Genomic DNA, 26,369 nt, shown 5'->3' on the forward strand with positions numbered 1-26,369 from the left:
CGAATGCCTCACCGGAGGTGGTGCTGGGGGGACGCGAGGATCGCCCGCGCGACGGCGGCGACAGCCCCGTTGAAGGTGGCGTCGACCCTGGTGTCGACCGAGACGCCGGCCACGCCGAGGATCAGTGCCTTCTCCCGGGCGGAGAGCTTCTGCTGCACCAGCCGCTTGGCCAGCGCGTCCACGTACGCCCCGGCGGTGGCCGGTGGTCTGGCCACCAGCTTCTCCGGCCGGGTGAACGTGAACTCGGTGCGGTAGCCGGCCAGCAGGTCGCCGGCCTCGTTCCAGCCGTTGACCATGGTGCCGGCGGAGGTCCAGGCGACGTAGACGTCCGGGTAACCGTCCGGGGTGGGCTGGCCCATCGGGTACTGGCCCAGCTCGCGCAGCTTGTCGTGGATCTGCCGCAGGCCGCGGGCGAACGGGGTGCGCTTGTTGTCGCCGTTGTCGTGCTTCGGCGACGCCTCCGGCGAGACGCCGAGGGTGCGGTAGGTGGCCACCAGATACTCCATCGGCCGGCGTACCTTCTGCCCCACCGCGGCCCAGAACTCGGAGGAGCTGAAGAGGGTCATCAGCACCGGCTTGATCCGGCCCTTGTTGGCCGTGTACGTCTTGGCCAGCCGGTCCACCAGGGACTTCGGCGGGGTGTCCGAGACGAACCGGGTGGCCAGGCTCTGCGCCACATACTTCGCGGTCGACGGGTGCAGCGCGATGTAGGTGAGGTAGGCGTCGATGGCCGCCTCGGCCTTCTTCGGGTCGCGGGAGTTGTTGGCGTGGGTGAAGCCGAGGATCTTCACCTTGCCGACGTAGTGCCGCTCGGGCCGGAAGACGTACCGGCCGTCGTTGACGCCCCGACCGGTCTGCAGCAGGGCGGCCTGCCGGACGTCCTTCTCGGTGTAGCCGCCGTCGACGCCGACGGTGTAGAGCTCGAGGTTCTCCCGGGCGAGGTTCTCGTTGACCGCATCGGCGCGGGAGTCGTTCTGGTTGAGGTAGAGCAGCAGCGCGGGGTGCTTGTTGGCGGCCAGGAACATCTCCGGGTAGCTGCCCAGCGCGTGCGCCCGGACGACGTCCCGGTCGAACGAGGCCCGGTACACCTCGCCGCCGTCGAAGTCCGCGGCCACGTGCAGGAAGTCGTTCCAGAAGTCGACCATCACCTCGTACAGCTGGCGGTCCGACCAGATCTGCCGGGCGACGGTGGCCTCCACCATCTCCCGCTCCGGCTGGGCGCCCCGCTCGTTGAGCTGGTCGCGCTGGTCGCGCAGCTGCTGGGTGGAGAGCTTGAGGGTGGGCAGCTCGGCGAGCTTCAGCTCGGCCCGGGTGGGGGCGATCTTGTCCGGGTCGAGCTGCCAGCGCAGCCAGCCGTCGATCCCCTTCTCCTTGATGTCGGCGACCACCCGGGGCGTGGCGCCGAAGGTGGCCCGCCGGGCGAGGTGCAGGATCGGGTCCTTGGCCAGCACCGTCCTGACGGTCACCGGGGTCTCGGCCGCGGCGGCGGCCGGCCCGGAGAAGGTCCGGCCGCCGGCCGGGGCGTTCTTCTTCAGCGCCTCGCCGGCCCGGGAGCCCATGTAGCTCTCGTTCTGCTCCGTGTAGGTGCGCACGGTGCTCGGCTGCTGGCCGCTGGGCCGGGCGGCGGTGCCGTCGGTGACCGCGGTGCCGGTCGCGTCGCCCACCGGCTCGTCGCCGAAGAGGCTGCGCACCTGCGGGGTCATCGCGAGGGCGGCGCCACCGGCGACCACCGCGGCGCCGCCGAGCGTGGCGAGCGCCCTACGGCGGCCGACCCGGCGGCCGGGCTCCTCGTCGTCGTCCAGGTTGGGCAGTCCGGCGCCGGCCGGGCGGGCCGGGACGACCTGCTGGCCGAAGCCGTCCGGACCGACCCACTGCGGTCCCCGCGGGGCCGGCGCGTACTCCTGCTGCGGGTGGGGCGAGGGGTGACCGTACGGGGTGGACGCGTTCGAATCGCGGTATCCGGTGCTGGGGTGCTGTCGTGCGTCCCAGCCGCGGTCGTCCCGCGGTCGCCGTGGTGGCAGATTCTGGTCGGCCATGTACGAATCCCGATTTCTACCGAGCGCCGGCACGGCTGCGACCAGCGAAGGTCGAGGTGCGGCGACTGTTGCCTGAGGGGGTTGCTACGGCAAAGTAACCAAGGCCTCCGGGCCCCTCAAGGCGCTCCCGGAGGCCCCGCGAGGGCACTTAAGACAGCCCTCAGCGGCGCCGGGCCGGGCGGGATTTCCACCCCACCGGCCACGGACCCCCGGAGCAGGGCCGACGCGTCACCCTCCGACCCCGACGTAACGTTTTCGCCGTACCCGACGCTTATCGCGCCGTTCAACGGCACAGCGAAACTTAAGGTGCGGATAAGCCTCAGCTGAGGTGGTCCGGGCGGCGCGTCACGCGGGGCGGTTCGGCTCCGGCGTGGGAGCGCCGCCGACGACCTCGGCGGGAGGCGCCGACCTTGGCGGAGGGCAAAGTGGCACCAGGACGGGAGCGTGAGCCGCGGCCGCAGCGGGTATGCCGCCGAACCGCTGAACGCGTGAGGGGAAGGCACATGCTCAGCAAAGAGGATCAGCGCAGGTTCGAGCAGATCACCCGCCACCTCCGGGAGAGCGACCCGGCGTTCTTCGCCCGGCTCGACACCCGGGCCCGGGCCCGCCGCGGCCGTTATCTGATGCTGTTGACCATCGTGCTGTGGGCCTCGCTGCCGGCGATGACGGTGCTGGCCGGCCGGCTGGCCGGGGCGATCTGCGCGGTGGTGCTGCTGGCCAACGCCGCGGTGATGTGGCGGTACCGGCGTCGCTGGCTATGACCCGCCGAGGGCCCGGTAGGCTCGCCGCAGCCGTTCCACCAGCCCCGGCCCGCCGATGGCGGGAGCCGGCGGGCCGAGCTGGCGCAGTAGCAGGTCCGGCCCGGTGGCCAGGCTCGGCGGCCGGTCGGGCAGCGGCACCGGTGGCAGCCAGAACCGGTCCACCGTCTCGGCCAGCGGCGCCGGGGGCAGACCGACCACCGCCCGCGCGGCGCCGACCGCCGGGGCGTCCGCAGTGTCCGCCGCCGGTCCGGCCGTCGCCGTCGCGCCCGAGGCGTCCGGCATGGACGGTCGATCGCCGGGCGGGGTGTCCGGCGTGGACCGTCCAGCGCCGGCCGCGGCGTCGCCGGCGACCCCGGCGCGCAGGGCGCGCAACCGGTCGAGCAGCTCGGCCCGGGCCCGGCCGCGCCAGTGCAGCAGCTGGAACGGGTCGGCGTCGAACGCCTCGGCGAGCAGGTAGAAGGTGGCCGCGAGGTGCTTGCACGGGACCGCGAAGTCGGGGCAGTCGCAACGCTGGTCCAGCTCCTCGATCCCGGCCGGGAAGAGCGGGCCGCCCGCGGCGGCGAACAGCTCCTCCAGCTCGGCCGGCAGGTCACCGGCGAGCAGCCGGGCGCTGAAGAACGCCTGGGCGGCCAGCTCGTCCTCGATCCGGGACCAGAGCGCGGCCGGGAACGCCGGCAGCGCGATGCGCACCTGGTAGGGCTGGGCTCGGGAGCCCTGCACCACCGCGCTGACCAGGCCGGGGGCGATGTCCAGGCGGACCACCTGGCCGGCCCGCGCGTACGACCGTCCACGGGTCAGCCGGGTGCCGAGCGCGAACGACTCCAGCACCTCCAGGAAGCGGCGCGACCACCAGGACCGGCCGATGGCGCCCCGGGTGCTGCGGGCCCGCAGGCCGCCGTCCACCCGGCGGGGGCGGCCGTAATCGGCGAACCTGCCCTTCGCGGTCTCGCTCACGCCGCCGCTCCGCTCGGCCGCGCGGCGGGGTGCGGCACGACCGCGCCGAGCCGGATGGTTCGCGCCCTGCGTCCGCTCACTCCGCCACCGCCCCGGGCTCCAGGGTGAACAGCTCGCGCAGCTGCGCGGTGGACAGCTCGGTCACCCACTGCTCGCCGGTGCCGACCACCCGCTCCGCCAGGCCGCGCTTGTCGGCGATCAGCGCGGCCACCTTCTCCTCCACGGTGCCGGCGCAGACGAACTTGCGTACCTGCACCCGGCGGCGCTGGCCGATCCGGAACGCCCGGTCGGTGGCCTGGTCCTCCACCGCCGGGTTCCACCACCGGTCGACGTGCACCACGTGGTTGGCGGCGGTCAGGGTGAGCCCGGTGCCGCCGGCCTTGAGTGAGAGCACGAACAGCGCCGGTCCGTCCGGCGACTGGAACCGGGTGACCATCGCATCCCGTTCGGCCTTGCCCACCCCGCCGTGCAGGAAGAGCACCTCGCGACCGAACCGGGCCGCCAGGTGCCCGCGCAGCATGCCGCCGAACTCGGCGTACTGGGTGAACAGCAGGGCCTTCTCCCCCGCCGCGAGCACCTCGTCGAGGATCTCCTCCAGCCGGGCCAGCTTGCCGGAGCGCCCGGCCAGCGGGGAACCGTCGCGCAGCAACTGGGCGGGGTGGTTGCAGACCTGCTTGAGCCGGGTCATGGTGGCCAGCACCAGCCCCCGCCGTTCGATCCCGTCACTGGACTCGATCCGGGCCATCATGTCGTCGACCACCGCCTGGTAGAGCGAGGCCTGCTCGGCGGTCAGGTTGCAGACCACCTCCATCTCCAGCTTCTCCGGCAGGTCGGAGATGATCGACGAGTCGGTCTTGAGCCGGCGCAGCACGAACGGGCCGGTGATCCGGCGCAGCCGCTCGGCGGCCTCGGCGTCGCCGTGCCGCTCGATCGGCTCGGCGAACCGCTTCCGGAAGGTGGCCGCCGGGCCGAGCAGCCCGGGGTTGACGAACTGCATGATCGACCAGAGGTCGGCGAGCCGGTTCTCCACCGGCGTGCCGGTGACCGCGATCCGGTGCCGGGCGGGCAGCGCGCGTACCGCCTCGGCCTGCCGGGTGGCGGCGTTCTTGATCGCCTGGGCCTCGTCCAGCACCACCCGGTGCCAGTCGACGCCGGCCAGCGCGACCGCGTCCCGGGCCGCCACCGAGTAGGTGGTGAGCACGAGGTCCGCGTCGTGCGCGGCGGTGGCGAACTCCGCCCCCCGGGCCCGCTCGGCGCCGTGGTGCACGTGTACGCGCAGCCCGGGCGCGAACCGGGCGGCCTCCCGCTGCCAGTTGCCGACCAGCGACATCGGGCAGACCAGCAGGGTCGGCCCGGCCGTCGGCGGGTCCCCGGCGAGCAGGGCGAGCAGCTGCACCGTCTTGCCCAGCCCCATGTCGTCGGCGAGCACCCCGCCCAGCCCGAGCGACTGGAGGAAGGCCAGCCAGGCCAGCCCCCGCCGCTGGTACGGCCGCAGCGTGCCGTCGAAGCCCGGGGGCGGGTCGAGCGGGGTGAGCCGCCGCTCCACCGCACCGGCGAGCAGGTCGCCCAGCGCGCCGTCGGCGGTCACCTCCAGCACCGGCAGCGCGTCGGGCTGCGCCGCGTCGGAGAGGCCGAGCCGCAGCAGGTCGGCCACGGTCAGCTCGCCGGCCGAGCGGAGCAGCCGCAGCCCGGCGGCGAGCCGCTTCGGGTCCAGCTCCACCCAGCGGCCGCGCAGCCGGACCAGCGGGGTCTTCAGCGCGGCCAGCGAGGCCAGCTCGTCGGCGGTCAGCGGCTGGTCGCCGAGGGCCACCTCCCAGCGGTAGTCGACCAGGGCGTCCAGCCCGACCCCGCCGGCGGCGGTGGCCACGGTGCCCGGCGCGGTCCGGCTGCGCGCCTGCAGCCGGGCGCCCAGCCGCGACGAGGGACGCTGCCACCAGGAGGGCAGCAGCACGGCGAACCCGGCGGCGTGCAGCACCGGGGCGCCCTCGCGGAGGAACCGGTGCGCCCCCTCGACGTCCAGCTCCAGCGCCTCCGGGGTGGCGGTACGCAGCGCGGTGTCCAGCTCCGGCCAGAGCCGGCTGGCCCGGCCCAGCTCGGCCAGCAGGGTCTCCTGCGGGCTGTCCAGCCGGCCGGCCAGGCCAGCCGCCGCCTGCGGGGCCCGCCAGACCTGCCCGGCGTCGACGTGCAGGCTCGGCTCGTCGGCCGCCTGGAGCCCGAATTCGACCCGCCAGCGCCCGCCCTGCCCGACCGCCGCCGTGCGGTCGGCGGGCACCACGACGACCGGCTCGGTGATCTCGTCGGCGGGCGGCTCGACCAGCCGGAAGCTGGCCCGCACCGAGCCGCCCGCGGCGTCGCGCTGCCAGGCGTCCAGCTCGGCGCGGAGGATGTCCAGGGCGGCCGGGTCGGCGGTGAAGTCCCGGCGCCGGCCGGTGAGCGCGGTCAGCCAGGCCGGCACCGCGCCGTTCGGGCGGACGCCCCGGCCGAGCCGGATCTCGCCCAGCGCCGCCCGGGCCGCGGCGTCGGCGAGCGCGTCGAGGGCCTGCGCGACGAGCGTGCCCGGCGCGAACTCGGCGGCGGACCGACGGCCGGCGGTGTCCCGGTCGGGGGCGGCCGGGGTGCGCCGGGCCGGCGGGCCTCCGTCCGGTTCGGGGTCGAGCCGGTCCACCTCGACCACGGCCCGGGCGGCCGGGGGCAGGGCCAGCGCGAGCGCCCGGGCCCAGGCCGCGTCGGTGCCGGTGAGCAGCGGTCGCCACACCGCCCGGGCCCGGCCGCCGCTTTCGGGGGCGGCGGGGTCGGCCCCGGCGGAACCGTCGGCGCCGGGGGCCCCGGCCGGATCCGTCGCCTGGGCGGGGACGCCGGCGAGGCCGGGCAGCACCCGGCCACGGGTGACCAGGTCGGCGGCGAACTCGGCCAGCTCGGCGAGGTGGCGCAGGCTGGCGCCGGGCGCCGCGGCCGTCAGCTCGGGACGGCGCAGCAGCGCCCACGCGGCGTCCGGGGCGTACACCAGGACGGGGACCCGCCAGCCGGCGAGGGTGACCGGCCCGCGGGCCGGTGCCACCGCGGCGGTCCGGACCAGCTCCGGTGAGTCCAGCGGCGCGCCGGCCCGGGTGGGCAGGGTGAGCAGCGCGGTGCCGAGGTCGGCCGGCTCGGCGGCCCCGGCCAGCGCGGCGGCGAGCGCGGCGTGGTCGGCGGCGAACGGGTGCGGGCGCTCCCGCGGGGCGCGGCCGGGCCGGCGGGGCGCCTCGGCCGGCCGGGTGCTGTCCTCGGCCCAGACGGCGAGCCCGCCGTCCGAGCCGTCGCCGGGCAGCCACAACCCGTGGATGACCAGCACGTGCTCCCCCTCGTCGACGCCCGGGCCCAGGATAGGCGGCCGGGGCAGGCTACCGTCGAACCCCATGTACGACCTGCTGGTGATCGGCGGCCTCGGGGTGGACGTGCGGGTGCGGGTGCCCGCGCTGCCGCTGCCGGCCGCCGACTCGGTCACCGTCGACCCGATCGACCTGCGCATCGGCAACACCGGCGCCGGGGTGGCGCTCGCCGCGCACGCACTCGGCCTGCGGGTGGCGGTGCTGGACGTGCTGGGCGCCGACCCGGCCGGTGACGTGGTCCGGGCCGCGTTGGCCCGCACCGGCGTGCACACCGTGCTGGCCGAGGACCCGGCGGGCACCCGGCGGTCGGTCAACCTGGTCGACCCGGCCGGCCGGCGGATGTCGCTCTACGACCCGCGGCCGTGGCGCGGACCGGCTCCGTTCGCGCCGGCCGAGTTGGCCGGGCTGGTCCGGGACGCGGCGCACGTCCACCTGTCGATCATGGATTGGACGCTCGGCCTGCTACCGGCGTTGCGTACCGGGCTGGCGGCGGGCGCCGCGGTCTCCACCGACCTGCACGACTGGGACGGGACCAACCCCTATCACCGCCCGTTCGCCGAGGTGGCCGACCTGGTCCTGGTCAGCGGGGTCCGGCTGGCCGGGTCGGCCGCGCCGCTCGCCGCCGCGCTGGCGCCGCGGACGGTGGTGGTGACCCGGGGCGCCGCCGGCGCCGAACTGCACCCGGGCGGCACCCGGGTGCCGCCCGCGACACCGCCGGGGCCGGTGGTGGACACCAACGGCGCCGGGGACGCCTTCGCGGCCGGCCTGATCGCCGCCCGGCTGGGTGGCGCGGCGCTGCCCGACGCGGCGGCGTACGCGGCCCGGGTCGCCGCCGCGGCCTGCGCGCACGACGGGATGGAGTATCCGCCCGGTCTGCTGCCGTCCGCCTGACCACGGGCCGGGCCGCCGCGCCGGCCCGCGGTCGGGCGGCGGCTCAGAGCGCGCCGGTGGCGCCGTCGGTCAACTCGCGGAGGATGTCGGCGTGGCCGGCGTGCCGGGCGGTCTCCTCGATCATGTGCACCAGGATCCAGCGCAGCGAGACCTCGCCGAGCTGCGGGTGCGGCACGACATGGTCGAGCGCGAACCGCGCGGCGATCTCGCGGGACCGGGCGCAGGCCCGCTCGTACCCGGCGGCGAGCCGCTCGACGCTGTCCTCCCCGGTCAGCGCGAAGCTCGCCAGCGCCTCCTCCTCGGTGGTCAGGTAGACGTCACCGGGGCCGGGCGCCAGCAGGCACGGGAACCAGTTGCGCTCGACCAGGGTCAGGTGTTTGACCAGGCCGGCGAGGGTGGTCGCGGAGGGCACCAGCCGGCGGGCGGCGTCGGCGTCGGAGAGGCCGCGCAGCTTGCGCAGCACCACGGCCCGGTGGAAGTCGAGGAAGGATTCGAGCACGGCCCGCTCGTCGCCGGTGCGGGCCAGCACCGGGCCGAGGGTGGGGTCGATCGAGATCTCCGCCATCGGCTGACGGTAGCCCCGGGACGGGCCGGCCCGCTGCCCCGCTATCGCTGCGGTCGGCGCTGCCGCCGGGGCAGGATGGGGCCCATGGCGACAACGGTAGAGATCCCTCTGGCGGGCGGTCCGGCCGACGGCGAGACGGTCACCGTCGAGCTGGACCCGAACGGCCGGCCCCCGCTGACCCACCACCACCTCGGTCCGGAGGGGTTGGCCCAGGCGGAGATCTACGAGTTGGAGACCGTCGACGGCCGGGCCCGGCACTGGCGGTACTGCTGGCGCGGCCCCGCGGTGTGACGCGCGGGGCACGCCCCGGCCCGGCCCGCGAGCCGGCCGGGCCGGGGGGCGCCGGCGCTTCAGCCGCCGACCTCGGCCAGCTGCCGGGCCCGCAGGCTCTCCAGCACCGCGCGGGTGGCCTGCGCGGTGCCCCGGGCCTGGTCGCACACCTCCGCCACCCGCCGCGCGGTGGCCTCGGCCCGGTGCTCCCGCTCGTCCCAGAGCCGGTCCACCTCGGCGAGCAGCGGGCCCTCCACCTCCCGCTCCACGCCGCGCAGCGCCGGCACGCCGAGCCGCTGGGCCAGGTCGAAGACCTTGCCGGCGTACGGCAGGGGCAGGAACGGCGTGCCCACCATGGCGGCGAAGATCAGGAAGTGCAGCCGCATGCCGACGGCCAGGTCGAAGTGGCGCATCAGGCCGAGCACCTGCTGGGGCGAGTAGGTGCCGTGCAGGATCCGGCCCCGCTCCGCGGCGATCATGTGGGACAGGACGCCGTGCGAGTGCCGGATGTCGTCCCGCTCCATCGGCACGAACAGCACGTACGCGTCGACCCGGTGCACCAGGAAGTCGCCGATCTGGGCGAGCAGCCGGTGGTAGCCGTCCACGTCGAGCCGTTCCGCGGCCCGGCCCGGCTCCCGCACGCTGATCCCGATCAGCCGCTTGCCGGCCGGCACCCCCTCCTCGCGCAGCAGGTGCGCCGGGAAGTCCTCCGGTTCCAGCAGGAACGCCGGGTCGGCGGTGACCGTGATCGGGTTGAGCAGGCCGGCCTCCTCCAGCACCATCCGGGACTCCTGGTCCCGCACGGTCACCTGGGTGGCGCTGGCCAGCGTCTCCCGCACCATCCCGGTGTCCACGCCCTCGCTGAGCGGCCCGACCCCGACCGCGTACGTCAGCAGCGGCAGGCCGCGCTCCTGGGCGACCCGGACGACCCGCAGGTAGCGGCGGGCCTCCTTGTCGTAGAGGATCCCGCCACCGCCGAGGATCAGCAGGTCGAGCTGGGCCAGCACCAGCGCGGAGTCGGTGCGGCTGACCCCCTCCCACGGCACCGCCTCCACGTCGGGGTGGGCCACCCGGGTGTGTGCCGGATTGCGCGAGAAGACGATGATCCTGCCGTTCGGCTCCTGCTCGCGCAGATCGGCGAGCAGGCCGGTGAGGATCGCCTCGTCACCGAGGTTGCGACCGCCGTACGAGCCGAGCACACCGATGGTCAGTCCGGCGCCACGCGTCATCCGTCGCTCCTCCCCAGGTGCGTTCCGGGCGGGTTTCCCGTTGCACCGGTGAACAGTCCTGGCGTCAGCCCGCCGGGATGATCGGCTTGGCCATCTGCTGGGTGGTGACCTGGAAGCCGAGCCTCTCGTAGAGCCGGATCGCCGCGGTGTTGTCGCCGAAGACGTTGAGCCCGAGCCGGCCCACCCCGAGCCGGGCGAGTTCCGCCTCGACGAGCCGGATCATCTCCCGCGCGTACCCCTTGCCCCGGTGTCCGGGATGCACCTCGATGTTGTGGATCCAGGCCATCGTCGGGCGGTCGCCGCCGGGCAGCGTGACCCAGATCCAGCCCACCTCGGCGTCGTCGGCCACCGCCACCCGCAGCAGCACGCCCGCGGTGGCCGCGCCGTCGGGCAGCAGCCGGCCGACCTGGAGCGCGACCTGCGCCCGGGCGGCCTCCGGGGTCACTTCGCCGGTGCGGGCCAGATCCTCGGCGTACGACAGCTCCAGCGGAACGCGCAGCCGGGCCAGCTGCGCTGCCGTCATCGGCGTCAGGGACAGGGTCACGGTGCTCCTTCCCGCGCCGGGGCGGCCACCAGCCGGGACACGAAGGCGGCCACCACCTGGTCGGTGTCGAACCCGGCGCCGATCGATGTGGTGAGCAGGTCGAGCAGCAGCCCGTCCACCGCATAGTGCAGCAGGGCCACCTCGAACGCGCCACCGGGCAGCCCGGCGGCGACGTGGAAGGCGACGTCGTCGCGGTAGCCGCGGCGCAGCGTGCCGCCGAGGATCCGGGCCAGGTCGGGGCGGCGGACCGCCTCCAGGCGCAGCTCGATCAGGGCCCGGGTCAGGTCGGGCTGCCGGGTGGTCCGCTCGACGATGTAGCGCAGGTAGTCGGTGAACAGCTCCAGCGACGGCTCCCGGGCGCCCAGCTCGGCCAGCACCTGCTCGTCCGGGGCGAACCGCTCCATGATCCGCTCACCGAGCGCGCCGAGCAGGGCGTCGCGGGAGCGGAAGTAGTTCGAGGCGGTGCCGGTCGGCACGCCCGCCTCGGCGTCCACCGCCCGGTGGGTCAGCCCGCGTGCGCCGGTGGCGGCCAGTACGCGCAACCCGGCGTCGGCCAGCGCCGCCCGCCGTTCCGGATTCCGTGCCACGAGAACACCCTAGCGCAACCACGACAGGTGTTGTACTTTTTGCATCCACGACACCAGTAGTGATTGGGAGATCGGCTTGCGCAAGCTCGTGTACTACGTCGCCAGCACCCTCGACGGCTTCATCGCCGCCCCCGACGGGTCGGCCGACTTCATCCCGCTCGACCCGGCGACGCTGGCCCACCTCGCCGAGGCCTGGCCGCAGACGTTCCCGACGTTCGCCCACCCCCAGCACGGCATCGACCGGCCGCAGGGCCGCTTCGACGCGCTGGTGATGGGCCGCGCCACCTACGACCCGGCCCTGAAGCTGGGCATCACCAGCCCGTACGCGCACCTCAAGCAGTACGTCTTCTCCCGCTCGCTGCCCCCGGCCACCGAGCCGGAGGTGGAGATCCTCGACACCGACCCGGTGGAGTTCGTCCGCGAGCTGAAGCGCCAGCCGGGCGGAGACATCTGGCTCTGCGGCGGCGGCGACCTGGCCGGCCAGCTGCTGCCCGAGGTGGACGAGCTGGTGGTCAAGCTGAACCCGATCGTGGCCGGCAGCGGCATCCCGCTGGCCGCCCGGGAGTTCGACCCGCACCGCTTCACCCTGCTCGACGCCCGGCCGCTCACCACCGGGGTGGTCGTCCTGCACTACGCCGCCCGGCCGGCCGAGGACGCGCCCGCAGCGGAGGCCGCCCGGTAATCGGGTTGCCGGCCGGTCCCGGCGTCGACGACCGTGGACCGGTGGAGAGCCTGACGACGACCCGGATCGGCTGGGCCGACCTGCCCGACCACGTACGCGCCGAGGTCGAGCGGATCCTCGGCGACCGGGTGGTCGAGGCGGTGTCGCAGCCGGGCGGCTTCTCCCCCGGCACCGCCGACCGGGTCCGCACCGCCGGCGGGCGGCGGGCCTTCGTCAAGGCGGTCAGCCCGGCGCAGAACGACGTCAGCCCCCGGCTGCACCGCGCCGAGGCCCGCAACACCGCCGCGCTGCCCGGTTCCGCCCCGACGCCGCGGCTGCTCGGCTGCCACGACGACGGCACCTGGGTGGCGCTGGTGCTCACCGACGTCGACGGCCGGCACCCGGTCACCCCGTGGCGGGCCGACGAGCTGACCGCCGTGCTCGGCACCCTGGAGACGCTGGCCGCCACGCTCACCCCGAACCCGGTGCCGCACGCGCCGACCGCCGCCGAGCACCTGGCCTACGACTTCACCGGCTGGCACCGGATCGCCGCCGACCCGCCCCCCGGGCTGGACCCGTGGGCGGCTGGGCACCTGGCCCAGCTCTGCGCCGCCGCCGAACGGGGACTCGCCGCGCTCGACGGCGACACGCTCTGCCACGCCGACCTACGCGCCGACAACCTGCTGCTCGACGCGGCCGGCGCGGTGACCGTGGTCGACTGGCCGTGGGCCTGCCGCGGACCGGCCTGGCTGGACACCGCGCTGCTGCTGGTCAACGTCCGGCTGCACGGCGGGCACGACACCGAGGCGCTGCTGCGCCGGCTGCCGCTCACCGCCGGCGTCGACCCGGACGCGCTGACCGGCGTGTACGCCGGCCTGGCCGGCTTCTTCGTCGACGCGGCCCGGCAACCGCCGCCGCCCGGCATCCCCACCGTCCGGGCGTTCCAGCAGGCCCAGGCCGACGCCCTGCTGCCCTGGCTGGCGCAGCGGCTGCGCTGAGCCGGGTCGGTGGTGAGGCGACCGCGGTTATCGGACGCCGCGTCGGCGACGAGGCGTCCGATCACCGCCAGACGGAAAGTAGCGTCGGCTTCCATGATCGAGTCATGACGAACCCGTTGAACGGAAAGGTCGCCCTGGTCACCGGTGGTGCTCGGGGCATCGGCGCCGGCATCGCGCTGCGCCTCGCGCAGGACGGCGCCGACGTGGCGATCACCTACCAGCACAACGCCGACCGGGCGGCGGTGGTCGCGAAGCAGGTCGAGGCGCTCGGCCGGCGCGCGCTGGCCCTCCATGCCGACAGCGCCGACCCGGCGGCGGTGCGCGCCGCGGTCGACCGTACGGCCGGCGGGCTGGGCCGGCTGGACATCCTGGTCAACAACGCCGGGGTGTTCCTGGTCGGGCCGGTGACCGAGCTGGGCCCCGACGAGCTGGAGCGGACCATCGCGGTGAACGTCCGCGCCCCGTACGTCGCCGCGCAGGCGGCCGTGCGGCACCTCACCGCCGGTGGCCGGATCATCAACATCGGCAGCAACGTCGGGGAACGCGCGGTCTTCCCCGGGCTGTCGCTGTACTCGATGAGCAAGACCGCGTTGGTCGGCCTGACCCGGGGCCTGGCCCGGGAGCTCGGGCCGCACGGCATCACCGTCAACCTGGTCAACCCCGGGCCGACCGACACCGACGCCAACCCGGCCGACGGGCCCAACGCGGCGGCGATTGCCGGCTTCACCGCGCTCGGCCGGTTCGCCGAGCCGGCCGAGATCGCCGCCACGGTGGCCCACCTGGCCGGCGCCGACGCCGGCTTCCTGACCGGCGCGGTGGTCAACGTGGACGGTGGCTTCACCAGTTGACCGGTGCGGCGGACGGCTCGCCGCTATACCCGGGCGCGGTGGCGCACAGCCGCCGCGCCCGGGCTCGACCCGGTCGGGCGTCCCGGCCGGTGAGGTGCGGGCCGGCCGGCGGATCAGGCGGGCGGGTGGGCCGGGTGGGTGAGGAACGGCAGCACGGCGGCCGGCAGTGCCGGCGAGCGGACGATGTCGTAGTGGGTCAGCCCGGGCAGCACCGCCAGCCGGGACGCCGGGCGGCCGGCGCCGTCCCAGCCGGCGTCCCGGTGGCCGCCGCCGAGCAGCCCGAAGAACTCCGCCACGTGCGCGGTGGGGATCGAGTCGGCGTCGGCGAAGACCAGCAGCGCCGGTACGGTCAGCGCGGCCACCTCCGCCGACCAGTCGTACTCGCGCCGCAGCAGGTCACCGGACTTGGCCCAGAGTTTCGGCCAGTCCTCGGGGCGCGACGCGATCCGCGCGTAGAGCTGGTGCGGCGGGGTGCCCCGCATCCGTTCGCCGACCCGCTCGTCCTGCTCCGCCATCGCGGCCAGCACCTCGGGAAACCAGCCCTGCCGCCGGCACGGCGCGGAGACCACCACCAGCCGGCGTACCAGCGCCGGATGCTGGATCGCGGTGCGCAGGGCCACCCCGCCGCCCAGCGAGTAGCCCAGCAGGTCGGCCTCGGCCAACCCGAGGTGCCCGAGCAGGGCCGCGACGTCGTCGGCCATCGACTCGTAGCGCAGCGGGCGGTCGACGTCGGCGGTGCGCCCGTGGCCCTGCAGGTCGACGCCGATCACCCGGCGCCGCTCGGCCAGCGCCGGCAGGATCTCGGCGAACATCTCCACCGCGCCGTAGCCGCCGTGCAGCAGCACCAGCGGCCGACCGGTGCCGTGTGACTCGTACCAGAGCCGCAGCCCGTTGACCTCCGCGTAGCTCACGTCGCGCCTCCCCGTCGTCGCCCGTCCCGATCCAACACCAGGCGGACGACACCGACGGGCGGTTCGCGTCGGTGACCCTGCTACCCGCCGAGGTGCGCCAGCGCGGCCCGGGTGCTCTCCGGCGCGGCGGGCAGCAGCGGCAGCCGTACCGCCGGGGTCGGGATGCGGCCCTGCGCGTGCAGGACGGCCTTGACCACCGCGGGGTTGGGTTCGGCGAACAACGCCCGCGACAGCGCCGCGAGCCGGTGACCGAGCGGCCGGGCGTGGGCGACGTCGCCGGCCCGCCACGCGTCGAGCAGCGCGACGAACCCGGCGGTGGCCAGGTGGGCGGAGGCGAGGATGCCGCCGTGCGCGCCGAGGGCGAGCAGCGGCGCGACGACCGCGTCGTCGCCGCCGAGCACCGCGACGTCGGGGGGCACGTCGGCCAGGAAGGCCGTGGTGTCCGCGTCGATCCCGGCCGCCGCGTACTTGATCCCGACGACGCCGGGCAACCGGACCAGCCGCCGCAGGGCGTCCGCAGACAGGTGCTGCCCCGTCCGGTACGGGACGTGGTACGCCACCAGCGGCACCGGGCTGACCCGGGCCAGCTCGGCGAGGTGGGCGAGCACGCCCGCCTCGCCGGGGCGGACGAACGGCGGCACCAGGCAGAGCGCGGCGGTCACCTCGGGCCGGTCCGCCAGCGCGCGCAACGACTCGGCGGTGCTGGCGCCGACCAGCAGCGACGCCGAGCGTTCCCGGCACACCGCGGCGACCACGTCGACCACCTCCCGGCGCTCCGCCCCGGTCAGCGAGGTGGGTTCTCCGGTGGTGCCGAGGGCGACCACGCCGGCGGCGCCGGCGTGCAGCACCTGCCGGGTGAGCGCGGCGAGGGCGTCGGTGGCCACCGCCCCGGAGTCGTCGAACGGGGTGATCAGCGGGACGTACAGACCGGTCGGTGTCATGCCTTCAGCCTGGGCCGGATGACCGTGCAGGACCAGTTCAGATTCCTGAACCAAAACGTAAGCTGAGCTGATGCTCGACGTCCGCCGCCTGCGGCTGCTGCGCGACCTGGCCCGGCTCGGCACGATCGCCGCCGTCGCCGAGGCCCACGCGTACACGCCCTCCGCCGTCTCCCAGCAGCTGGCGGCGTTGCAACGCCAGGCCGGCGTACGGCTGCTGGAACGCGCCGGCCGGCGGGTCGCGCTCACCGCCACCGGGCAGGCGCTGGTAGGGCACACCGAGGCCGTCCTCGCCGCCCTGGAGGCGGCGGACGCCACCCTGGCCGCCGCGCGGGCCGGCCTGTCCGGCACCGTACGCATCGGGGCCTTCCCCAGCGCCGTCCGCACCCTGCTGCCGGCGGCCCTGGTGGCGCTGACCCGCGACCACCCGGCGCTCGACCTGATGGTGACCGAACTCGACCCGGTCGCCGTGCCCGCCGCGCTGCGGGACCGGCGGCTCGACGTGGCGCTCCTGCACGACTACGACATCGCGCCGGTCGAGCCGGACCCGGCGCTGGAGTGGACGCCGCTGCTGGACGAGACGGTGTACCTCGCCGTGCCGGCGGAGCCTGACCACCAGGCGGACGGTGACCCGCTCGGTGCCGCCCGCGCGGCGGACTGGATCGTCGGCAGCCCCGGCACGCTGTGCCACACCGTCGCCCTGCTCGCCTGCCAGCTGGCCGGCTTCCGCCCCACCGTGCGCCACCACGCCGACGACTTCACCGCCGTGCTCGCCCTGGTGGCCGCCGGCCAGGGGGTCGGCCTGGTGCCGGAACTGGCCGTCGGGCAACCGCTTCCGCGGGTACGCCTGGCGCCGCTGGACATCCGGCGGCGCACCCGGGTGGCGTACCGCAAGGGCGGCGCCGACCATCCGGCGGTGGCCGCCTGCGTCCGGGCACTGCGGGTCGCCACCGACGACTTTCCCGCCGGCGGACCGGCAGAATGGCCGACGTGACGCGACCAACCCGACCGGCCGGAGGGTCGCCGGTGGACATCGAGCGGCGGAGCGCGGAGCGGGTGGTGTCGGTCCCCGACCCCGCCGGACGGCCGCCGGCGCTGGACTACTACGTGATCCTCGCCGGCGGCGGGCCGCCGGGCGCTGTCGAGGGGATCGTCGTCGAGGAGTTCGTCCGGAACGAGGACTGGTCGACCTCGGGGCTGCGCACCGCGGGTTGGACCGCCGAGGACGGCCGCTGGTGGAGTTCCGCCGCCTTCAGCCGTGGCATGCGTACCGACCCGGAGCTGCGCGAGCGGGTGACGCCGGCGGACCGCCGCGTCGCGGACGCCGTCCACCGCCGGCTCGGCGCCGGGCAGCTGCCCACCGAACCGGTGCTCCGCACCCACTTCCGCGACCACGAGGTGTTCGCCACCGCCACGCCGCTGCGGCTCGGCCCCGCCGACCCGCCCGCCGGATGCCACGAGAGACGGGTCTACCGCGTCCTGTTCGCCAAGGACCTGCCCGACGACCGGCTGGCGAGCCTGGCGGCCCGTTGGGGGCGGGTCGCCGGCGACGCCAGGGCTCGGGGGATGCCCGCCGGCCGGCTGCGGACGGGCGCGGACCGGTTCAGCTGGCAGCTGCGCCGGGTCGGCCGGGCCATCGCCTGGAGCCTCGACCTGACCGTCCTGCTGGCCACCGCCGACGACGGCACCGTCGGGCCCGTGCTCCGGGAGCTGACCTCCGTCGTACGCGAGCACGGGTTGATCCCCGTGACGACCGAACGCTTCGCCTGACCGTCGTCCCGCAAGGAGTGCCAGTGCCGTACGTGTTCCTGCTCGCGGCCATCGCGGCCGAGGTCTTCGCCACCAGCACGCTCAAGGCGACCGACGGCTTCAGCCGGCTCTGGCCCACCGTCGCCTGCCTGACCGGCTACCTGGTCTCCTTCATCGCCCTGTCCCAGGCGGTGAAGGACATCCCGGTCGGCGTCGCGTACGCCCTGTGGTCGGCCCTCGGCACCGCGGCGATCGTCGCCATCGGCGCGGCGTTCCTCGACGAACCGATCACGGTGGTCAAGGTCGTCGGGGTCAGCCTCATCATCGCCGGGGTGGTGACCTTGAACGTGGGCGGGGCGACGAGCCACTGACCGGGTCACCGGAGGTCGGCTCGCGGGTCAAGGCCCCGGCGACGCCGTACCGGTGCGTCTCCCCCTCGGGCCGGGTCGGTGGGCCACCGGGTCAGACCGGCCTCCTGCAACACCCGGACCGAGGCGACGTTGGCGGCCCCGATGGCACCGACCACCAGGGCGGTCTCCCGCTCGATGATCTGGCGGTGGCCGTACGGGTGCGGGCCGTTCTCCTGCGCGGCGATGTGCCCGGCGATGACCCGGTCGCCCTCGGCGGGGAAGTCGTCCGCCCAGTGCGGCTGCCGGTCGTCGTCCAGCACCGCGGCGATCTCCGACCGCGACCCCACCGCCGGAGCCGGCGCCGGTGGCCCTCGGCCCTGGCCTGACCGGCGAAACGTGGTCGGCGGCGTCGATGTCAGGGAGCTGACTCGATCATGAGGCTCAGCTGGTCCCCGAGCTCGCGGAAGCCGAGCCTGCGGGCGAGCCGGCGGGACGGCTCGGGGCGCGCGCGCCACTGCGGTAGCAGATGGTTCCGGAGCGCATCCGCCACCGCCGCGGTGGCCACCGCGGTGGCCAGCCCTCGACGGCGGTACCGGGTGCCGGTCAACACGCAGAGGTGGGCGACGGAACTGGGCCACCGGCGGTAACCGGCCGCCGCTGCCACCCGGCCGTGTTTCCGGACGACGAACACCGGCGACGTGATCTCATCGATCCCGCTCTCCGCGGCCTCGTCCTCGGGGACCTCCGCGAGCAGCCCGTCAAGGGCCGGGTGGCCCGGCGGCAGGACGGCGGCACCAGTCACGCCGGGTACCGGCCGGAACTCCTGTTCGTCCAGGTAGGCCAGACCGGCCGGCCCGAGGACGTCCAGGACTCCGGCGGCACCGCGCCACCGTTCGGCCGCGACGGCGGCGCGGATCGGCCCGCCGGTGAGCGATGCGCGCAGGAATCGGGCGCTGGCCGGGTCCGGCGCGGTGGCGATACCGGTGTCACCCAACACCACGATGCCCGCCCACGCCGGCGGGCACAGCCGCGACTCCGCCGCCACCACCACCCGCACGCCGGACCCGGGAAAGCTGGTCGCCACGCCGGCCAGGTCCACCCAGAGATCCTGAGCACGGCGCAACAGGGTCGCAGGAGCCATCGACGCATCCTCCCTGGCTGCCCGCCGGCCGACCACCGACTTTCGCGCCCCTGACCGACCTCGCCTCGAAGGCCGACCGGTCGCCGACGGCAGCGGATCGTGGCGCCCCCGTCGGCGCTGGTTGGATTCGGTCGTGCGCACGATCACCAGCAACCGCCTCCTGCTGACGTCGGCATCCGAAGGTGTCACGGGTGTTCCGGCCGCCGTCGAAATACTCGGCTGCGGTGACGCCGGCTCACCCCTAGGCTCCCGTTCGACGGGCTGGTAGGGCGTCCTGTCGACAACGGTCAGCCAGCGGATCGGAGATGAGCAGAGGGATGACCTGTCAGCTTTTCGCGCTCAGCTTCGCTGCGAGCCAACCTCTGCGTCTCGCGCAGTTCTGGTCCGGGGTCCTGGGTTGGGACATGGCCGATGATCCAGACGACGGTGTCGCGCTCCTGCCCAGTGACGACACCGGGTTCCGAATCCGCTTTCTTCCGACTCAGGAGCCGAAGGTCGGCCAGAACCGGATGCACTTCGATCTGACGAGCACCTCCCTGGAGGACCAGCAGCAGACGGTGGCCAGGGCGCTGGAATTCGGCGGACGGCACATCGACATCGGGCAACGGCCGGACGAGGCTCACGTGGTGCTCGCCGACCCCGATGGCAACGAGTTCTGCGTCATCGAGCCGGGCAACAACTTCCTTGCCGACTGCGGGTTCATCGGAGCGCTGGCCTGCGACGGTTCCCAGGAAGTCGGGTACTTCTGGAGCGAAGCGCTGGGCTGGCCGCTGGTCTGGGATCAGGACCAGGAGACCGCGATCTGTTCACCGCTCGGCGGTCCGAAGATCACCTGGGGTGGTCCGCCGCTGATGCCGAAGACCGGCAAGCAGCAGCGACTGCACTTCGACCTCGCTCCACCTGTCCACGGTGACCAGCAGGCGGAGGTTGACCGCCTGCTCTCCCTCGGGGCGACTCGGATCGACATCGGCCAGGGCGAGGTCAGCTGGGTGGTGCTGGCCGACCCCGACGGCAACGAGTTCTGCGTGTTGACGCCCCGGTAGACGGCCGTGTCCGGCGGACGGCACCCATTCCTGGGTACTCGCCGCCTACTCGCGATCGACGCCCCACCGGCCGGGTCAGGAGACGGCAACAGCTGAACTGACTGGGCGAAGGTCCGTGCGGCGGGCGCCACCTACGACTGCCGGACGGTGGAGTTCCTTGTCCGCTTGCTGCGGTCGGACTTCGACGAGTGCCCCCTGGGTGGGCTGAACCTGGAGGGGCGTCGGCTCGGCTGGTGCCTGGTCTTCGGTGACGAGAAAGCGGCTCCAGCGGGCCGGCCTGGCCCCGTGGCTCCCAGCCCGATCCCTACGCCGGCACGTACCCCGTCTGACCGACAGCTGGCTTTCGTCGTCGAGCGTCTCGTCCCGCGCGACCCCTCGCCACCTCTAACGTGGGTTTCCCTCATATATGGCCGAGAAGCGAAGAATATAAAGCATACGGTGGTGTCCACCACTACAACCGATTGTGGCCAGGGAAGCCCGTTGAGCGACCCTGTCTGATCCGAGGAGAGGCAGAGAGCCGATGCCCAGCTACCTTCGCAAGAAGACCCGGAGCAGCGCCTCGACCAGTCGGCGCAAGGTGTGGCTTGCCACCGGTACGGCGGGATTGACCAGCGCCGTCGGCCTCCTCGGCGTCCCCGCCGGGAACGCGGGTGCCTCAGCTGTCGACCGTGTTGCGAGCCCGGCGCGGTCCACGGCCGAGCAGGTCGTTGACGACGACCAGTTGGGTCGCGACGAGTCCCGGGAAGGTGGCGGGGACCCCAGGCACCGTACCGACGCCACGAACGCCAAGGACGTGCCGTGCGACACCGGCGTGCTGATCGAGGAGCTGAGCAGGGCCAACAGGGCCAGCGGTGGGGTGTTCAGGCTGGCCCGGAATTGCACCTACACGTTCCCCGCGCAGCGCACCGCCAAGGTCACCGGGCAGACCGGTAACAGGGCCTTCCCCGTCATCGACAAACGGATCACGATCCTGGGCGACGGCTCAACATTCTCCGAAGGCTTCCGGATCTTTCGGGTCGGCCCCGGCGGCGAGCTGACGCTGACGGACGTCACCGTCACGGGCGGCCGGCTGACCGGACCCCCAGACAACACCGGAGCAGCCGACGGCGGCGGCATACTGATCCAGCCGGGCGGCCGGGCCGTCATCGAGCACTCCAAGATCGTCGGCAACTCGGCTACCGGCAACGGCGGCGGCATCGCCAACTTCGGCGAACTGGAACTTCGCGCCAGCATCGTCGCCGACAACCGTGCCTGCAACGGCGGAGGCATCTACAACGCCGGTGAGATGACCGTCCACAACTCGCGCATCGACCGCAACATCGCTGCCGGCAACTGCCAAGCCGGGGGCAACGGCGGGGGCATCGCCAACGCGGAAGACGGCACCGCCACCATCGCCCACAGCACGATCACCGGCAACAAGGCAAGCAACGATGGCGGCGGCGTCCACCACGACAGCACCGCAGGGGCCACCATCAGGAGCGCCCTCTTCACCGAGAACACCGCCGGCGACAACGGCGGCGGCCTGTTCAACGGCGCGACCATGACGCTCGCCGACAGCGTGTTCAAGGGCAACCACGCCGAACAGGGCGGCGCCATCTACAACGACAACGACGGCGTCCTCGACATCGACGGCAGCACGATCGTCGGCAACGCCGCCAGCGCAAACCGCGGCGCCGGCGGCATCTACAACGACGGCGCCATCCGCATTGACAAGACCATCATCAGAAAGAACGAACCGAGGAACTGTACCGGCGTCCCCGGCTGCGCCAACTGACCTGGTACGACAGCCGCGGGTCGGGATCCTGGCTGGAGTTCGAGGTTGAGTCGGCCGCCCGGCCCGCCACGCCAAGCGGACCGTGACGCAGGTTCGGACGCTGGCGGGCCGGCGGTGGTCTCTCGCTCGCTCGGTTCGATGGCAGGCAGGATGCCCCTACTGCAACCACCGACGGACCGCGACCCACCGGCGAGACCGGGCCATCCCGCAGCCGGAGCGCCCCGGCTGAGGCGCAGTAGCCGCAACCCCGCGACCGCCGCCAGCTCGCCGAGGCGGCCGGAGCGTTCTCCCCTACGCTTCCAGCGCTTGACGACAACCGCGTCAGCATGCGGGGGGCACCTGCAGTCGAAGCCGCTCCATGGTCACCGGCTCATCGTCGGAGTCGATGCCGAGACGTTCTGCTTCGGCCAGCCCGGCGGGGCGGATCTTCCCGACGGCGTTTGTGCTGCTGGTGATGGGTGGGCGCGGCAGGTTTCGAACCTGCGACCCCTCGCTTGTAAGGCGAGTGCTCTCCCACTGAGCTACGCGCCCGGAACGCCCGTACGGCGGGCCGGAGGTTGGCTAGCTTACCCTGCCCTCCGCCGGCCCGGTCGCACGGCGTGCCCGCCGGTCAGCCGGCGGCGGCCTCGGCCAGCGCCTTGCGCCAGCCCTGCTGGTCGCGCGCCTCGCCCGGCCCGTTGAGCTCGGCGAAGCGGACCACGCCGGCCTTGTCGATCACGAACGTGCCCCGGTCGGCGAAACCGGCGGCCTCGTTGAACACGCCGTACGCCTGGGCGACCGCGCCGTGCGGCCAGAAGTCTGCCAGCAGCAGGAACTGGTAGCCCTCCCGGTCGGCCCAGACCTTGTGGCTGTAGACCGAGTCGACGCTGACGGTCAGCACCTGGACGTCGTCGTTGACGTAGTCGTCGAGGTTGTCGCGCACCTCGGCCAGCTCACCCTGGCAGGTGCCGGTGAACGCGAGCGGATAGAAGACCAGCAGCACGGTGCGCCGGCCGCGGAAGGCCGAGAGCCGTACCTCCTGGTTGTTCTGGTCCTTGAGCACGAAGTCCGGCGCCTCGGCGCCCACCTCGATCGGCATGCCAGCTCCTGCGGTCGAAGTCGGGGACGGCACCCAGCCTGTCACCCCCGGCGGTGTCCGCCGGGCGTGGGGCGGGGCGGCTACTTCCTGCCCTTGACGCCGCGGCGCAGGACGAGCCGGGCGCCGCTCCAGTCCCGGCCGGCGTTGACCGTCGAGGTCTGCTGGAGGCCGGCCGTGGGCGCGGACTCGGCGATCTCGCTCGGCTCGACGTGCCCCTCGCGCCCCGCCTTGGGCGTGAGCAGCCACACGACACCGTTGTCGGCCAGCGGGCCGAGGGCGTCGACGAGGAGCTCGAAGAGATCACCGTCGCCGTCGCGGTACCAGACGAGCACCGCGTCGACCACCTCGTCGGTGTCCTCGTCGACCAGGTCTCCACAGCGGTCCGTCAGGGCGTCCCGGAGATCCTGGTCGACGTCGTCGTCGTACCCCATCTCCATGACGACCATCCCCGGCTCGATTCCGAACCGGTCCGCCAGGCTGCGTACCCCGTCGGCGGCCTGACCAGCGGTCGCGCTCACTGTCGCGTGCCTCCTCATCTCATCCCTGCTCGCGACGTCGTCGACGCCGTCAGGCAAAGTCCACACAGTTGTGGCTCCCCGCGCAAGTGGCGCACCGGGTGGAACGGAATTTACCGTGCCAGGAGCGTACGGGCACCCTGGGTAATGGCTTCCTCGGAGACCAGAACCTGACGTGCCGCCGGACCTAATGGTACAAACGAGTCAACTCCGGCGACTCGCCGCGCCACCCCGACATATCCGGCATCGACCAGAGCGGCGATCACCCCCTCGCCGACCCCGCCGGACCGGCGGGTCTCGTCCACCACCAGCACGCGGCCGGTCGCGGCCGCCTCCCGGATGATGTCCGCCACCGGCAGCGGGGCCAGCCAGCGCAGGTCCACCACCCGGCTGCCGATCCCCTCGTCCGCGAGGGTCGCGGCCGCGCGCAGCGACATCCGTACGCCGTTACCGAAGGTGATGATCGTGACGTCCTCGGCCGAGCCGACGCCGTAGACCCGGGCCCGGCCGATCGGCACGTGCCCGCTCGCCCAGGCGCCCGGCTCCGGATAGCCGGCCAGCCACTCCCCGTCGCCCTCGGCGTACAGGTCGCGGGTGTGGTAGAGCGCGATCGGCTCCAGGAAGACGCAGACGCTGCCGTCCACCGCCGCGCTGGCCAGGCAGGTCCGCAGCATGGGCGCGGCGTCGTCCGGCCGCGCCGGCACGGCGATCACCAGGCCCGGCACGTCCCGGAGTACGGCCACCGAGTTGTCGTTGTGGAAGTGCCCGCCGAAGCCCTCCTGGTACGCCAGCCCGGCCACCCGCACCACCATCGGGTTGCGGAACGCCCCCTGCGAGAAGAACCGCATGGTGGCCGCCTCGCCCCGCAACTGGTCCTCGGCGTTGTGCAGGTACGCCAGGTACTGGATCTCCGGCACCGGCAGCATCCCGGCCAGCCCGGCGCCGAGGCCGAGCCCGAGCACCGAGGTCTCGTCGAGCAGCGTGTCGAAGATCCGGGCCGCCCCGAACCGGTCCCGCAGCCCCTTGGTCACCCCGTACACCCCGCCCTTGGCGGCCACGTCCTCGCCGAAGACGGCCATCTGCGGGTGGTCGAGCATCCCGTCGGCGAGCGCGGCGTTGATGCTCTGCGCGAGGGTCAGCGGCCCGGCCAGCTCGGGCGGCTTCCCGCCGAACGACTCCGCCCGGGCGGCCGCGCCGGGGCCGCTGGCCCGCGCCGCCGCGTCGGCCACCGCCCGGGCCACCCGGACCGGGCGGCGGGGCGCCAGCGGGGCGACCACCTCGGCCGGCGCGGTGAGCTTCGGCTCGTCGAGCACCTCCTCGGCGATCCGGCGCACCCGCCAGCCGACCTCGTCGTACCGGGCGAGCAGCTCCGCACCCGTGGCGACGCCCGCCCGCACGAGCAGCCGCGCGGTGCCGACGACCGGGTCCCGGTCCAGGTCGGCGGCGATCTCCTCGGCGCTGCGGTACGCGGTCTCGACGTCCGCGCCGGCGTGCCCCATCAGCCGCACGGTGGACAGGTGCAGCACCGCCGGCCGCCGGTGCCGGCGCACCCAGGCGGCCGCCTCCGCCGCCACCTCGTACGCCCGCACCAGGTCGCCGCCGTCCGCGGCGAAGTAGCGGATCCCCGGCCTGGCCTGCAGCGTCGTGGCCACCCAACCCTTCGGCGAGCGGACGCTGATGCCGAGCCCGTTGTCCTCGCAGACGAAGAGCACCGGGATGCGCAGGCCGGTGTGGTCGTACCAGCCGGCGGTGTTGAACGCGGCGGTGGCGCTGGCGTGGTTGACCGACGCGTCGCCGAAGGAGCAGACCACGATGGCGTCCGGCGGCCAGGGCCCGCGCGCGGCGCCGCCGCCGCTGCCGATCCGCACCCCGGCGCCGTTGCGCCGCCCGGCCATGTCCAAGCGGCGCAGCCGTTCCACGGCCAGCCCCATCCCGACGGCCCGCGGCAGGTGCGAGGCGATGGTCGAGGTGATCGGCACGACAGCCAGGTCGGCGCGGCCGAAGACCTTGTGCCGGCCCCCGGCGATCGGCTCCCGGGCCGAGGCGACCATCCCGCGCAGCACGTCCCGGGCGGCCTCGGCGTACCCCCGGCCGAACGGCCGGTCCGCCACGGCGGTCTCCTCGCCCGCCGCCGGCTCCGCGGCGGCGGGATCCTCGACGTCCTGGCCGGCCGGGGCGGCCGCCTCCTCGCGGGCCGGCCCGGTGGCGTCCGCGCCGTCGGCCGACCTCGGGGCGGATTCGGTCGGGCTGGCCTGGGCGGCCCGGACGCAGTAGAACGCGCCGGAACGGTAGTGCAGCAGCGCCGGGTCGCTGGCCCGTAGGGCGGCGGCGACCGCGGCGTTGCCCTCGTGCCCGGCCGAGCCGATCGTGTAGAACCCCTCGCCGAAACTGCGCAGCCAACGTCCGGCGAGGTCGAGCTGCCGGCTGGTGACCTGTGCGTCGAACAGGTCGAGCGCCTGCGCGCCGGTCAGCGCCGCGCCGTCGGTGACCGGCTCTGCCGGGTCACGCCGCTGCTCGGGGGCGGCCAGCGCGGCCAGGGTCTCCCGGAGCCGGTCGTCGAGATCTTGCGGGGTGGTCACGTCGGACAGCATTACCGACGAAGGGCCGGCTCGCCCAGTCGGACACGAACCGCGCGGGTGGGCTCAGTCGGTGCCGCACGCCTCCGGGCAGCCGCCGTCGGAGACCTTCCAGACCAGGTCACGCAGGGTGGACAGCTCGTCGGTGGTGAGGCCGGTGAGCAGTCGGGAGTCGGACATCACCTCGTGCACCCGCTGCCGCATCCGGCGGCCGGCCTCCGTCACCACCAGGGTCTTCTGTCGCCGATCGGCCGGGTCCACCCGGCGCTGCACCAGCCCGGCCTGCTCCAGCTTGTCGACCAGGGCGGTGACGTTGGACCGGTCGCAGCGCAGCTGCTCGGCGAGGTCGCGGGCGGGCAGCGGCCGGTCGGGGTCGAGCTCGTGCAGCGCCCGGGCGACCGCCGGGGTCAGCCCCAGCGCGGCGATCTCGACGTCCTGGTAGTGCCGCATGGCGGAGGCGACGTGCATGATCCGCCGCACCGCGTCCCCGGCCAGCCCGGAGCGCCCGGTCAGCTCGCGCTCGGTGGAGGGAACGGTGCTCTGCGCCATGCCTCACATCCTACTTGCCAGCCGATAGTTGAA

General features: G+C 74.3%; 26 protein-coding genes, 1 tRNA gene and 1 pseudogene. 11 read left to right on the plus strand and 17 right to left on the minus strand.

Annotated elements, in window-relative coordinates:
* Positions 1-8 precede the first annotated feature (8 nt).
* Positions 9-2,036, minus strand: coding sequence for a DUF1800 domain-containing protein (locus tag AC1WTP_RS22810; RefSeq protein ID WP_481651302.1), 2,028 nt, complete (start codon positions 2,034-2,036; stop codon positions 9-11).
* A 503-nt stretch (positions 2,037-2,539) separates the two neighbouring features.
* On the opposite strand from AC1WTP_RS22810, the gene AC1WTP_RS22815 reads away from it, so the two are divergent.
* Positions 2,540-2,797 (plus strand): DUF3040 domain-containing protein, encoded by a 258-nt coding sequence (locus tag AC1WTP_RS22815; protein ID WP_447136897.1) that lies wholly within the window; start codon positions 2,540-2,542, stop codon positions 2,795-2,797.
* On the opposite strand, the gene AC1WTP_RS22820 is transcribed toward AC1WTP_RS22815, so the two are convergent.
* The 3 genes and pseudogenes from AC1WTP_RS22820 to AC1WTP_RS22830 form a co-directional block, all read right to left on the minus strand.
* A complete protein-coding gene (locus tag AC1WTP_RS22820) occupies positions 2,792-3,751 on the minus strand; it encodes an SWIM zinc finger family protein (RefSeq protein WP_481651303.1) in 960 nt (319 codons plus the stop codon). The genes AC1WTP_RS22815 and AC1WTP_RS22820 overlap by 6 nt on opposite strands.
* A gap of 76 nt (positions 3,752-3,827) precedes the next feature.
* Positions 3,828-6,026, minus strand: a complete 2,199-nt coding sequence (locus AC1WTP_RS22825) for a DEAD/DEAH box helicase (RefSeq protein WP_481651338.1) — start codon at positions 6,024-6,026, stop codon at positions 3,828-3,830.
* Between the two features lie 20 nt (positions 6,027-6,046).
* Positions 6,047-7,082, minus strand: a pseudogene (locus tag AC1WTP_RS22830) (ATP-dependent helicase); the annotation flags it as partial.
* Positions 7,083-7,146: 64 nt separating this feature from the next.
* On the opposite strand from AC1WTP_RS22830, the gene AC1WTP_RS22835 reads away from it, so the two are divergent.
* A complete protein-coding gene (locus tag AC1WTP_RS22835; protein ID WP_481651304.1) occupies positions 7,147-8,010 on the plus strand; it encodes a carbohydrate kinase family protein in 864 nt (287 codons plus the stop codon).
* Positions 8,011-8,053: 43 nt separating this feature from the next.
* Here the strand turns inward: AC1WTP_RS22835 and AC1WTP_RS22840 are convergent, their stop codons facing one another.
* A complete protein-coding gene (locus AC1WTP_RS22840; protein WP_481651305.1) occupies positions 8,054-8,575 on the minus strand; it encodes a DinB family protein in 522 nt (173 codons plus the stop codon).
* An 84-nt stretch (positions 8,576-8,659) separates the two neighbouring features.
* Between AC1WTP_RS22840 and AC1WTP_RS22845 the strand changes: the two genes are divergently transcribed.
* Positions 8,660-8,866 carry a hypothetical protein gene (locus AC1WTP_RS22845; RefSeq protein WP_481651306.1) on the plus strand — a complete coding sequence of 69 codons (207 nt, stop codon included), beginning with the start codon at positions 8,660-8,662 and terminating at the stop codon, positions 8,864-8,866.
* Between the two features lie 59 nt (positions 8,867-8,925).
* On the opposite strand, the gene AC1WTP_RS22850 is transcribed toward AC1WTP_RS22845, so the two are convergent.
* The 3 genes from AC1WTP_RS22850 to AC1WTP_RS22860 all read right to left on the minus strand — a co-directional run bounded on the left by AC1WTP_RS22850 (position 8,926) and on the right by AC1WTP_RS22860 (position 11,205).
* Positions 8,926-10,074 (minus strand): polysaccharide pyruvyl transferase family protein, encoded by a 1,149-nt coding sequence (locus AC1WTP_RS22850; RefSeq protein ID WP_481651307.1) that lies wholly within the window; start codon positions 10,072-10,074, stop codon positions 8,926-8,928.
* 64 nt (positions 10,075-10,138) lie between these two features.
* On the minus strand, positions 10,139-10,618 hold the full coding sequence (locus AC1WTP_RS22855) for a GNAT family N-acetyltransferase (RefSeq protein ID WP_481651308.1): 480 nt from the start codon (positions 10,616-10,618) through the stop codon (positions 10,139-10,141).
* A complete protein-coding gene (locus AC1WTP_RS22860) occupies positions 10,615-11,205 on the minus strand; it encodes a TetR/AcrR family transcriptional regulator (RefSeq protein ID WP_481651309.1) in 591 nt (196 codons plus the stop codon). Before AC1WTP_RS22860 ends, AC1WTP_RS22855 begins: the two co-directional genes overlap by 4 nt.
* 76 nt (positions 11,206-11,281) lie before the next feature.
* On the opposite strand from AC1WTP_RS22860, the gene AC1WTP_RS22865 reads away from it, so the two are divergent.
* From AC1WTP_RS22865 to AC1WTP_RS22875, 3 genes are all read left to right on the plus strand, one after another.
* Positions 11,282-11,887 carry a dihydrofolate reductase family protein gene (locus tag AC1WTP_RS22865; RefSeq protein ID WP_481651310.1) on the plus strand — a complete coding sequence of 202 codons (606 nt, stop codon included), beginning with the start codon at positions 11,282-11,284 and terminating at the stop codon, positions 11,885-11,887.
* Positions 11,888-11,928: 41 nt separating this feature from the next.
* Positions 11,929-12,864: a phosphotransferase gene (locus tag AC1WTP_RS22870; RefSeq protein ID WP_481651311.1), complete on the plus strand. Its 936-nt coding sequence runs from the start codon at positions 11,929-11,931 to the stop codon at positions 12,862-12,864.
* A 104-nt stretch (positions 12,865-12,968) separates the two neighbouring features.
* Positions 12,969-13,712 carry an SDR family NAD(P)-dependent oxidoreductase gene (locus tag AC1WTP_RS22875; RefSeq protein ID WP_481651312.1) on the plus strand — a complete coding sequence of 248 codons (744 nt, stop codon included), beginning with the start codon at positions 12,969-12,971 and terminating at the stop codon, positions 13,710-13,712.
* A gap of 113 nt (positions 13,713-13,825) precedes the next feature.
* Here the strand turns inward: AC1WTP_RS22875 and AC1WTP_RS22880 are convergent, their stop codons facing one another.
* Both AC1WTP_RS22880 and AC1WTP_RS22885 read right to left on the minus strand, forming a co-directional pair.
* A complete protein-coding gene (locus tag AC1WTP_RS22880) occupies positions 13,826-14,623 on the minus strand; it encodes an alpha/beta fold hydrolase (protein WP_481651313.1) in 798 nt (265 codons plus the stop codon).
* A gap of 80 nt (positions 14,624-14,703) precedes the next feature.
* Positions 14,704-15,564: a dihydrodipicolinate synthase family protein gene (locus AC1WTP_RS22885; protein WP_481651314.1), complete on the minus strand. Its 861-nt coding sequence runs from the start codon at positions 15,562-15,564 to the stop codon at positions 14,704-14,706.
* Between the two features lie 70 nt (positions 15,565-15,634).
* Between AC1WTP_RS22885 and AC1WTP_RS22890 the strand changes: the two genes are divergently transcribed.
* From AC1WTP_RS22890 to AC1WTP_RS22900, 3 genes are read left to right on the plus strand one after another with little or no spacing between them, the layout of a single operon-like run.
* Complete coding sequence (locus AC1WTP_RS22890) at positions 15,635-16,555, plus strand: LysR family transcriptional regulator (protein WP_481651315.1); 921 nt, start codon at positions 15,635-15,637, stop codon at positions 16,553-16,555.
* Positions 16,552-17,331, plus strand: coding sequence for a hypothetical protein (locus AC1WTP_RS22895; RefSeq protein WP_481651316.1), 780 nt, complete (start codon positions 16,552-16,554; stop codon positions 17,329-17,331). The genes AC1WTP_RS22890 and AC1WTP_RS22895 overlap by 4 nt, the downstream gene beginning before the upstream one ends.
* Before the next feature lie 23 nt (positions 17,332-17,354).
* Positions 17,355-17,681, plus strand: a complete 327-nt coding sequence (locus AC1WTP_RS22900) for a DMT family transporter (protein ID WP_481651317.1) — start codon at positions 17,355-17,357, stop codon at positions 17,679-17,681.
* A 5-nt stretch (positions 17,682-17,686) separates the two neighbouring features.
* On the opposite strand, the gene AC1WTP_RS22905 is transcribed toward AC1WTP_RS22900, so the two are convergent.
* Together AC1WTP_RS22905 and AC1WTP_RS22910 are read right to left on the minus strand one after the other, a co-directional pair.
* The gene (locus tag AC1WTP_RS22905) at positions 17,687-18,007 is read right to left on the minus strand and encodes a hypothetical protein (RefSeq protein WP_481651318.1); all 321 of its coding nucleotides are present in this window, start codon (positions 18,005-18,007) and stop codon (positions 17,687-17,689) included.
* A gap of 68 nt (positions 18,008-18,075) precedes the next feature.
* A complete protein-coding gene (locus tag AC1WTP_RS22910; RefSeq protein WP_481651319.1) occupies positions 18,076-18,801 on the minus strand; it encodes a GNAT family N-acetyltransferase in 726 nt (241 codons plus the stop codon).
* A 305-nt stretch (positions 18,802-19,106) separates the two neighbouring features.
* Between AC1WTP_RS22910 and AC1WTP_RS22915 the strand changes: the two genes are divergently transcribed.
* Positions 19,107-19,844 carry a VOC family protein gene (locus tag AC1WTP_RS22915; protein ID WP_481651320.1) on the plus strand — a complete coding sequence of 246 codons (738 nt, stop codon included), beginning with the start codon at positions 19,107-19,109 and terminating at the stop codon, positions 19,842-19,844.
* Between the two features lie 520 nt (positions 19,845-20,364).
* Positions 20,365-21,618, plus strand: a complete 1,254-nt coding sequence (locus tag AC1WTP_RS22920; protein WP_481651321.1) for a right-handed parallel beta-helix repeat-containing protein — start codon at positions 20,365-20,367, stop codon at positions 21,616-21,618.
* A gap of 459 nt (positions 21,619-22,077) precedes the next feature.
* Here AC1WTP_RS22920 and AC1WTP_RS22925 read toward each other — a convergent pair.
* The 5 genes from AC1WTP_RS22925 to AC1WTP_RS22945 form a co-directional block, all read right to left on the minus strand.
* Positions 22,078-22,149: transfer RNA gene (locus tag AC1WTP_RS22925), tRNA-Val, on the minus strand.
* A gap of 79 nt (positions 22,150-22,228) precedes the next feature.
* Complete coding sequence (locus AC1WTP_RS22930; RefSeq protein ID WP_481651322.1) at positions 22,229-22,696, minus strand: peroxiredoxin; 468 nt, start codon at positions 22,694-22,696, stop codon at positions 22,229-22,231.
* An 80-nt stretch (positions 22,697-22,776) separates the two neighbouring features.
* On the minus strand, positions 22,777-23,214 hold the full coding sequence (locus tag AC1WTP_RS22935) for a DUF3052 domain-containing protein (protein ID WP_481651323.1): 438 nt from the start codon (positions 23,212-23,214) through the stop codon (positions 22,777-22,779).
* A 110-nt stretch (positions 23,215-23,324) separates the two neighbouring features.
* Complete coding sequence (locus AC1WTP_RS22940; RefSeq protein ID WP_481651324.1) at positions 23,325-25,802, minus strand: thiamine pyrophosphate-dependent enzyme; 2,478 nt, start codon at positions 25,800-25,802, stop codon at positions 23,325-23,327.
* Between the two features lie 51 nt (positions 25,803-25,853).
* Positions 25,854-26,336 carry a MarR family winged helix-turn-helix transcriptional regulator gene (locus tag AC1WTP_RS22945; RefSeq protein ID WP_481651325.1) on the minus strand — a complete coding sequence of 161 codons (483 nt, stop codon included), beginning with the start codon at positions 26,334-26,336 and terminating at the stop codon, positions 25,854-25,856.
* Positions 26,337-26,369 lie beyond the last annotated feature (33 nt).

This window comes from Micromonospora sp. R311, assembly GCF_056780015.1.